At 73.5% G+C, this 8926-nt stretch carries 7 protein-coding genes; 4 read left to right on the forward strand and 3 right to left on the reverse strand.

The window, feature by feature from the left end; translation table 11 throughout:
* Positions 1 to 170: 170 nt before the first annotated feature.
* The gene (rsmH, locus tag GTW43_RS14160; RefSeq protein ID WP_272922528.1) at positions 171 to 1127 is read right to left on the reverse strand and encodes a 16S rRNA (cytosine(1402)-N(4))-methyltransferase RsmH; all 957 of its coding nucleotides are present in this window, start codon (positions 1125 to 1127) and stop codon (positions 171 to 173) included.
* A 409-nt stretch (positions 1128 to 1536) separates the two neighbouring features.
* Here rsmH and GTW43_RS14165 point away from each other — a divergent pair, with 409 nt between their 5' ends.
* The 4 genes from GTW43_RS14165 to GTW43_RS14180 all read left to right on the forward strand — a co-directional run bounded on the left by GTW43_RS14165 (position 1537) and on the right by GTW43_RS14180 (position 7191).
* Complete coding sequence (locus GTW43_RS14165; protein WP_161302098.1) at positions 1537 to 2079, forward strand: carbonic anhydrase; 543 nt, start codon at positions 1537 to 1539, stop codon at positions 2077 to 2079.
* A 260-nt stretch (positions 2080 to 2339) separates the two neighbouring features.
* Positions 2340 to 3383 (forward strand): MoxR family ATPase, encoded by a 1044-nt coding sequence (locus GTW43_RS14170; RefSeq protein WP_161302101.1) that lies wholly within the window; start codon positions 2340 to 2342, stop codon positions 3381 to 3383.
* Positions 3383 to 4783, forward strand: coding sequence for a DUF58 domain-containing protein (locus GTW43_RS14175; RefSeq protein ID WP_161302102.1), 1401 nt, complete (start codon positions 3383 to 3385; stop codon positions 4781 to 4783). Before GTW43_RS14170 ends, GTW43_RS14175 begins: the two co-directional genes overlap by 1 nt.
* Entirely contained in the window at positions 4780 to 7191 is a 2412-nt protein-coding gene (locus GTW43_RS14180; protein WP_161302104.1) for a DUF3488 and transglutaminase-like domain-containing protein, read from the forward strand. The genes GTW43_RS14175 and GTW43_RS14180 overlap by 4 nt, the downstream gene beginning before the upstream one ends.
* 243 nt (positions 7192 to 7434) lie before the next feature.
* Here GTW43_RS14180 and GTW43_RS14185 read toward each other — a convergent pair whose 3' ends face one another.
* Positions 7435 to 7851: a DUF3040 domain-containing protein gene (locus GTW43_RS14185; RefSeq protein ID WP_161302106.1), complete on the reverse strand. Its 417-nt coding sequence runs from the start codon at positions 7849 to 7851 to the stop codon at positions 7435 to 7437.
* A gap of 276 nt (positions 7852 to 8127) precedes the next feature.
* Positions 8128 to 8868 (reverse strand): methyltransferase, encoded by a 741-nt coding sequence (locus GTW43_RS14190; protein WP_161302111.1) that lies wholly within the window; start codon positions 8866 to 8868, stop codon positions 8128 to 8130.
* Between the last annotated feature and the right edge of the window lie 58 nt (positions 8869 to 8926).

The following is an 8926-nucleotide window of genomic DNA, read 5'->3' on the forward strand; positions in this document are numbered from 1 at the left end:
GGCGCCCCGCCGGACGAGCCGCCCCGTGCGCGCGCGCTCCGGGCGGCCTGCGCGCCGGAAGAGCCCTTGGCGCCCTGGGCACCCCGGGGTCCTCGGGGGACCCCGGGTCCCTTCGAACCGTTCGCCGCACTCATGACCACCCCTCCACGCGCGCGTGTGTCAACGGACTGTCACTCCTGGACGTCCTCGCGGATGCGCTGCGCACCCCGCAGCCGCGCCGGGGCCGCCCGGCGGTTCTCGGCGACCTCTTCCTCCGTGGGGAGTTCGGCGCCGCGCGTGAGCAGCTTCAGCCGCGGCTGGTACTGCTCGGGGACGACGGGCAGGCCGGGCGGCGCCGTGGTGGCGGCGCCCGCCGCGAACACCTGCTTGACCAGCCGGTCCTCCAGCGAGTGGTAGGACAGAACCGCGATCCGGCCGCCGACGGCGAGCGCCTTCACGGCGGACGGGATCGCCCGCTCCAGGACGCTCAACTCGCCGTTGACCTCGATGCGCAGGGCCTGGAAGGTGCGCTTGGCGGGGTTGCCCCCGGTGCGCTTGGCGGCCTGCGGCAGGGAGTCGCGGATGAGCTCGACGAGCCGCGCGCTGTTGCTGAACGGCTCCTTGTCGCGCTCGCGCACGACGGCCGAGACGATGCGCTTGGCCTGCTTCTCCTCGCCGTACTGCCGCAGGATCCGCACGAGTTCGCCCGCCGGGTACGTGTTCAGGACCTCGGCGGCGCTCATGCCGGTCGTCTGGTCCATGCGCATGTCGAGCGGCGCGTCCTGCGCGTAGGCGAAGCCGCGGTCGGCCTCGTCGAGCTGCATGGAGGAGACGCCGAGGTCGAACAGGACACCCTGCACGCGCGGGACGTCCAGCCGGTCGAGGACCTCGGGCAGTTCGTCGTAGACGGCGTGCACGAGGGTGGCGCGGTCACCGAAGGGGGCGAGGCGCTCACCGGACAGGCGCAGCGCCTCCTTGTCGCGGTCGAGCGCGATCAGGCGGCAGGACGGGAACGTCGAGAGCAGCGCCTCGCTGTGCCCGCCGAGACCGAGGGTGCAGTCGACGACGACCGCGCCCGGCTGCGCGAGCGCCGGGGCCAGCAGGTCCAGGCAGCGCTGGAGCATGACCGGGACGTGTCGCTGGCTCAAGAGGCCCTCTCAGGTCGGCGCGGGCGGCACGCACACGCACGGCCGGGTCCCCGCCCGCTCGTGAAGGGGAGAGTGGTCCGCCGGCGCCGGGAAGGGCCGCCGGCCGACCGGAGCGGGAGAGGGCCGAGTCGTACGTACGCGCCGCGCGCGGGGAGCGTCCGGCGGCGCCGGGATCTCCGTATTGCTTCGTCAATGGGGTTCGGCGTCACTTTAGTCCACGGCGGGGCTCGGTCAATCAACCGGCCTGCGCGTCGCGGACCGGTCCGGCGGGAGGGCGCGACCGGGCGGAATCACCCGGCCGGTCGAGGTCCGCGCACCCCTGTGGATTAGCTCACAACAACGCTCGATCATGTTCTTTGTCCAGCCTCACAGGAGGCTCTCTGCAGCCGTGAGCACTACCTTCATGACTATGACGACTTCCGCATCCCTCCCGTCCGAGAGCGCCATATCCGCCGACGGCACCGTGACCGACCGCCTGGTCGAGGCGAACGGGCGCTACGCGTCCGCGTTCACCGACCCCGGCATGGACGCCCGTCCCGTGCTGCACGTGGCCGTCGTCGCGTGCATGGACGCCCGTCTCGACCTGCACGCCGCGCTGGGCCTCGAGCTCGGCGACTGCCACACCATCCGCAACGCGGGCGGCGTGGTCACCGACGACGTGATCCGCTCGCTCACGATCAGCCAGCGCGCCCTCGGCACCCGCAGCGTGGTCCTCATCCACCACTCGGGCTGCGGCCTCGAGGGCCTGTCCGAGGACTTCCGGCACGACCTGGAGATGGAGGTCGGCCAGCGTCCGACCTGGGCCGTCGAGGGTTTCCGGGACGTGGACCAGGACGTGCGCCAGTCGATCCAGAAGGTGCGCACCTCGCCGTTCCTGCTGCACACGGACGACGTCCGCGGCTTTGTGTTCGACGTGAAGAGCGGCAAGCTCCGCGAGATCGCTCCGGCCTGACCGGCGCCGCCGCACCCCAACGTGATCACCTCCACCCGGGTTCCCGGACCGCGAGTGTTCCCCTCAAAAGGCTGTAAGCCCTGACATATCGCGGCCAGTTGTCCACAGGCGAGTGACACGAACCGGTAACGGCAACAAGAATGCGTGTGTGACACCCCGCGCGAGTCACGGAACTGTTCGCGCGTGGTGTCCGTGTTTCGGGGTGGGCCGGTCCGCATCGCAGAGCGTCGGCCCGGAAAGTACGGGCCGAGGAGGGCCGGGTGACGACCTATGACGATCGAGCGAGCCTCACTGATCTGACCACCACTGTGGAGCGTGTCCGCAGGTCGGTGGAGAGCGTGATCGAGGGCAAGCCTGAGGTCGTACGGCTTTCGCTGACCGTGCTGCTCGCCGAGGGACATCTGTTGATCGAGGATGTCCCCGGCGTCGGCAAGACCATGCTGGCCAAGGCGCTGGCGCGGTCCATCGACTGCTCGGTGCGCCGCATCCAGTTCACGCCCGACCTGCTGCCCTCGGACATCACCGGGGTGTCCATCTGGGACCAGCAGCGGCGCGACTTCGAGTTCAAGCCCGGCGCGATCTTCGCCCAGATCGTGATCGGGGACGAGATCAACCGCGCGTCGCCCAAGACGCAGTCGGCGCTCCTGGAGTCCATGGAGGAGCGCCAGGTCACCATCGACGGGAAGAGCTACGAGCTGCCCAGCCCCTTCATGGTGGTGGCCACGCAGAACCCGGTGGAGATGGAGGGCACCTACCCGCTGCCGGAGGCGCAGCGCGACCGCTTCATGGCGCGCGTCTCCATCGGCTACCCGAGCGCGGACGCCGAGCTGCAGATGCTCGACGTGCACGGCGGTGTCTCGCCGCTCGACGACCTGCAGCCGGTGGCGCACGCGCACGAGATCGTGAAGCTCGTCGACGCGGTGCGCTCGGTGCACGTCGCCGACCCCGTCCGCCGCTACGCGGTAGACCTGGTGGCCGCCACGCGCACCCACCCGGACCTCAGACTCGGCGCCTCCCCGCGCGCGACGCTGCACCTGCTGCGCGCCGCGAAGGCCTCGGCGGCCCTCAGCGGCCGGGAGTACGCACTGCCGGACGACGTGCAGGCGCTCGCCGTCGCCGTCCTCGCGCACCGTCTGCTGCCCACGGCCCAGGCCCAGCTGAACCGGCGGACCGCCGAGCAGGTCGTGCTCGACATCCTCCAGCGCACGCCCGTACCGGCCGCGGACACTCGTGCGCCGGGCGCCTTCGACCACGGTTCCGCCCCGCTGTACGGGCATCAGCCGCCCGGCTCCCGGAGGCTGTGATGCCGGCAGGGGGGCCGTACACGGCGGGGCCGGGGGGCGGCTTCGCGGACGGGGACGACCCGGCCGAGGACCGGGGCGACCGCAGCGGGCTGCGCACGGCGCTGGCCGGCCTGACGACGCGGGGGCGCTCGTTCCTCGCGGCCGGTGTCGCCGCCGCGGTCTGCGCGTACGTGCTGGGCCAGAGCGACCTGCTGCGGGTGGGACTGCTGCTCGCGGTGCTGCCGCTGGTCTGCGCGGGCGTCCTGTACCGCACGCGCTACCGGGTGGCGGGCAGCCGCCGCCTCTCCCCCGGGCGCGTGCCCGCGGGCACCGAGGCGCGCGTGCACCTGCGGATGGACAACATCTCGCGGCTGCCCACGGGCCTGCTGATGCTCCAGGACCGGGTGCCCTACGTGCTCGGTCCGCGGCCGCGGTTCGTGCTCGACCGGGTGGAGGCGGGCGGCCGGCGCGAGGTGTCGTACCGGGTCCGCTCGGACCTGCGCGGCCGCTATCCGCTGGGCCCTCTCCAGCTCCGCCTCACCGACCCGTTCGGCATGTGCGAGCTGACCCGCTCCTTCTCCTCGTACGACACCCTGACGGTGATCCCGCGCGTGCAGCCGCTGCCGCCCGTCCGGCTGTCCGGCGAGGCGAAGGGGTACGGGGACGGACGGCAGCGCTCGCTGGCCCTGGCCGGCGAGGACGACGTGATCCCGCGCGGGTACCGCTACGGCGACGACCTGCGCCGGGTGCACTGGCGCTCCACCGCGCGCTACGGCGAGCTGATGGTGCGCCGCGAGGAACAGCCCCAGCGGGCCCGCTGCTCGGTGCTCCTCGACACGCGCGGCGCGGCCTACCTGGGCGCGGGCCCGGACTCGGCCTTCGAGTGGGCCGTGTCGGCGGCCGCCTCGGTCGTGGTGCACATGATCGAGCGGGGCTTCTCGGTGCGGCTCCTGACGGACCGGGGCGGCGCCGTCGCGGGCGAGGGCGGTGACGGTTTCACCGGTGCCGGGCAGGAGTCGGCGGAGGCGGCGGGTCTGATGATGGACACGCTGGCCGTCGTCGACCACTCCGACGGCTCGGCGCTCTCCCCCGCCTACGACCTGCTGCGCGGCGGGAGCGAGGGGCTGCTCATCGCGTTCTTCGGCGACCTCGACGAGGAGCAGGCGGCGATCGCCGCCAAGATGCGGCGGCGCAGCGGTGGCGCGGTGGCCTTCGTCCTGGACAGCGAGGCCTGGACCCAGGGCGCGGGCGCGCCGGTGTCGGCGGACTGCGCGGACCGGCTGCGGACGCTTCAGGAGGCGGGGTGGACCGCGGTGCCGGTCGCGGCCGGCGCCTCGCTCGAACAGATGTGGCGGCAGGCGGACCGGGAGCGCTCCGGCGCCCTGTCCGCGCCGCAGGGCGGTACGGGGGGCTGGGGATGAGTGGCGGGACCCGACTGTCGATCAGCGCCACGCTGGCCACGTTCCTGGCCTCGTGCGCGCTGCTCCCGCTGGTCGACAAGTCGTCCTGGATCGTGCAGGCCGCGATCCTGCTGGTGATCCAGGCCGCGGTGGGGGCCGCGGCCCGGCGCGTGCCGCTGCCGCGGGCGCTGACCGTGGCCGTGCAGGCCGTGGTCACGCTGCTGCTGCTCACCCTGGTCTTCGCCCGCCAGCAGGCGCTCGGCATGGTGATCCCGGGTCCGGAGGCGATCCGGCACTTCGGGGACCTCCTCGACGCGGGCGGCACCGACGTCAGCCGGTACATGATCCCGGCGCCGCTGTCCGAGGGCATCCGGCTGATGCTCGTCGGCGGCACACTGGTGATCGGCCTCGCGGTGGACGCGCTGGCGGTGACCTTCCGCAGCGCGGCCCCGGCCGGACTGCCGCTGCTCGCCCTGTACTCGGTGGCCGCCGGACTGTCCGAGGGCAGCACCGACTGGCTGTGGTTCCTGCTCGCCGCCGGCGGCTACCTCCTGCTGCTCCTCGCGGAGGGCCGGGACCGGCTCTCCCAGTGGGGCCGGGTCTTCGGCGGCGCCCGGCGGGCGGAACCGGCCGGGCAGGGCCCGCTGGCGGACGGCGGGGGCGGCGCGCTGGCCCCGGTCCGCACGGGGCGCCGGATCGGCGTGCTCGCCCTGGGGATCGCGCTGGTGGTGCCACTGGCGCTGCCCGCGCTCGACGGCGGACTGCTGGGTCCCTCGGGCACCGGCGTGGGCAGTGGCCCGGGCGGCGGCGGCACGATCTCGGCGGTCAACCCGCTGGTCTCGCTGCAGAACAGCCTCAACCAGCCGGAGGACCGCGAGGTGATGTCCTACCGGACCACCTCGGAGCAGAACACGGACCTGTACCTGCGGATCGTGGCCCTCGACGAGTTCGACGGCACGACCTGGCGGCCCTCGGTGCGCAGCATCACGGACGTGCCCTCCGAGCTGCCGACCCCGCCGGGCCTGGGCCCGGACGTCCGCAGGACGGAGGTGGAGACCCGGATCTCGGCCGCCGACTTCTACGCGCAGGACTGGCTGCCCATGCCGTACCCGGCGTCCGAGGTGTCGATCGCCGGGCGCTGGCGCTTCGAGCAGGTGGGCCGCACGCTCGTGGGCGACCACGGGCAGACCACGCGCGGGAAGTCCTACACGGTCAAGTCGATGGTGGTGCAGCCGACGCCGCAGCAGCTGGCGAACGCGGGCCCGGCGCCGTCCGGCCTGCTGCGCGAGTTCACGAAGGTGCCGGAATCGCTGCCGGGCGTCGTGACCTCGACGGCCCGCAAGGTCACGCGGGGCGCGTCGAACAACTACGAGCGCGCGGTGAAGCTCCAGGACTACTTCGCGGTCGACGGCGGCTTCACGTACAACACGCAGGTGCAGGCGGGCAGCGGCTCGGCGGCGATCGCCCGGTTCCTGAAGCAGAAGGAGGGCTTCTGCGTCCACTTCGCGTTCTCGATGGCGGCGATGGCGCGGACGCTCGGCATCCCGGCGCGGGTCGCGGTGGGCTTCACCCCGGGCTCGCCCGCGGGCGACAACAAGTACTCGGTGGGCCTGCGGGACGCGCACGCGTGGCCGGAGCTGTACTTCGAGGGCGTGGGCTGGACCCGCTTCGAGCCGACGCCGACCCGGGGCACGGTCCCCGAGTACACGCAGGAGGAGACGCCGTCGGGCGACGCGAGCAGTTCGGCGGCGCCCAGCGACGACACCTCGGCGGCTCCGTCGGCCTCGCAGCCGTCGGCCTCGCAGAGCTGCTCGCTGACGGAGCGCAAGGAGGGCGGTTGCAACAGCGCGGCTCCTGCGGCCGTCGGCGGTGCGACGGACGACGGACCGCCGTTCGGCACCATCCTGCTGGTGTCGCTCGCCGTACTGCTCGTGCTCGTCCTGCCGCTGCTGCCGATGCTGTGGCGCAAGCGGATCAGAGCGCTCCGGCTCGGGGCGGCCGGGCGGACGGACGCGGACGTCGCGGGGCGGACCCTGGCTGCCTGGCGGGAGCTGACGGACACGGCCTGGGACCACGGCATCCCGCCGGACGACTCGCAGACGCCGCGCAAGGCGGCGGCCCGGGTGGTCCGCCTGGGCCGGCTCGAAGCGGACGCGGCGGACGCCGTGCAGCGGATCGCGGCCGCCGTCGAGCAGGTGCTGTACGCGCCGCGGCCCGAACCGGTGGCCGGTCTCGGCGAGGACGTGCGGCGGGTGCACGACGGGCTGCGCGGCCGTGCGAGCCGCGGCACCAGGGCGCGGGCACTGCTCGCACCCCGCTCGGCCGTCCGGGTGACGTGGGCCCTCTCGGAGCGCTGGGAGTCCCTGCGGGCGGGGCTGCGGGCCCGCTGGACCGAGGCCCGCTCCCGGCCGTCCGGCCAGCAGAGCTGAGCGGGCCGGGGCCCGGCCGCACACCCTCCGCGGCCGGGCCCGGCTCAGCACCAGCACTCAGCACTCAGCGCTCAGCGCTCAGCGCTCAGCGCTCAGCGCTCAGCACGGTCCTCAGGACTCACTGCTCAGTTCCCAGTTCTCAGGACTCAGGACTCAGGACTCAGAGCAAAGACGAAGGCACCTCTTACGCACAAAGGGTGACCGCCCACCGGCGGTCACCCTTGCTGCACGACATCGGTCGGCTCAGTGGCCGCCCTGCTCGTCCCGTCGGCGCTGCCAGCGCTGCTCGATGCGGTCCATCATCGACCGCTTCTGCCGGCCCTGGCGCCGTGTCGTCGCGGGGGCGCCGGGCGCGCCCGGTGCGGCTCCCGCCGGCTGTTCGCCCGGCTTGGGCGCCTTGCGCCAGCCGGTCACGGCGAGCACTGCACAGCCCAGCATGACGAGGAATCCCACCACGCTGATCCAGATCTGCTGCGCGACCATTCCTGACATGAGGAGCGCGATACCCACCAGGAAGCCCGCGACTGCCTGGTAGACCCGACGTCGGGTGTACGTACGCAGCCCGCTTCCCTCAAGCGCTGTCGCGAACTTGGGATCTTCGGCGTACAGCGCTCGCTCCATCTGCTCGAGCATTCGCTGCTCGTGCTCCGAGAGCGGCACGGAGTCCTCCTCATCGTGCAGTCGCCGGGGCGACCGGGGGTCCCCTTCAGGATAGGCAGGGAATCGCCCCCGTGAAACCCGCCCCTCTACGCCAACTTCACCATTGCGGACCGCTGCACGCCGCTCCGGCTCACGGGGGCGTCATTCCCCGGCGTCCGGCCCGTCATGCCCGGCGGTCTCCTTCGATCATACGGCGCCGAGCGCGGTATCGGGGGGCCTGTGGCGTACTCCATCTGCCGCTGCGTCGCTGATCAGCGGCGGAATCCCGGCGGCCACTCAGGCCACGTCCGGCGCCCGCTTCTCACCGAGCACGTGCAGCTGGGTCGCCATGGCGAGGAACGCGGGCTGTTCGGCGGCGGCCGCCTCCAGCTTCAGGAGCTCCTGCAGCGCGCCCGGTTCGGTGTCCACGAGGACTCCGGGGACCAGGTCGGCGAAGACCCGCACGCCGTGCACGGCGCCGACCGCCACCCCGGCGTCGGCGACGAGCCCGGAGAGCTGCTCGGCCGTGAACCGCCGCGGCACCGGGTCGCCCTCGCCCCAGCGGCCGGCCGGATCGTCGAGCGCCTGTCGAGCCTCCTTGAAGTGCCCGGCGAGGGCCCGCGCGAGCACGGCTCCACCGAGGCCCGCGGCGAGCAGGCTGAGAACGCCCCCGTCGCGCAGCGCGCCCGCCGCGTGGCGCACGCCCTCGGCCGGCTCCTCGACGTACTCGAGGACGCCGTGGCACAGCACCGCGTCGAAGGCGGCACGCTCGGCGACGTCGAACAGGCCCGAGATGTCGCCCTGGACGCCGCGCACCCGGTCGGCGACACCGGCCTCGGCGGCGCGGCGCTCGAGCGCGAACAACGCGTTGGGGCTGGGGTCGACGACCGTGACACGGTGGCCGAGCCGGGCCACGGGCACCGCGAAGTTCCCGCTGCCGCCGCCGGTGTCGAGGACGTCGAGGGCGTCCCGGCCGGTGGCCTTGACGCGCCGGTCGAGGGCGTCCTGGAGCACCTCCCAGACCACGGCCGTGCGCAGCGCGGCCCGCGGCCGGGGCTGCTCGGGGCGCTGCGGCGCCGACGGAGGCTGGGGGGAG

Origin of the sequence: Streptomyces sp. SID5785, from assembly GCF_009870065.1 — a bacterium.
Taxonomy (GTDB): domain Bacteria; phylum Actinomycetota; class Actinomycetes; order Streptomycetales; family Streptomycetaceae; genus Streptomyces.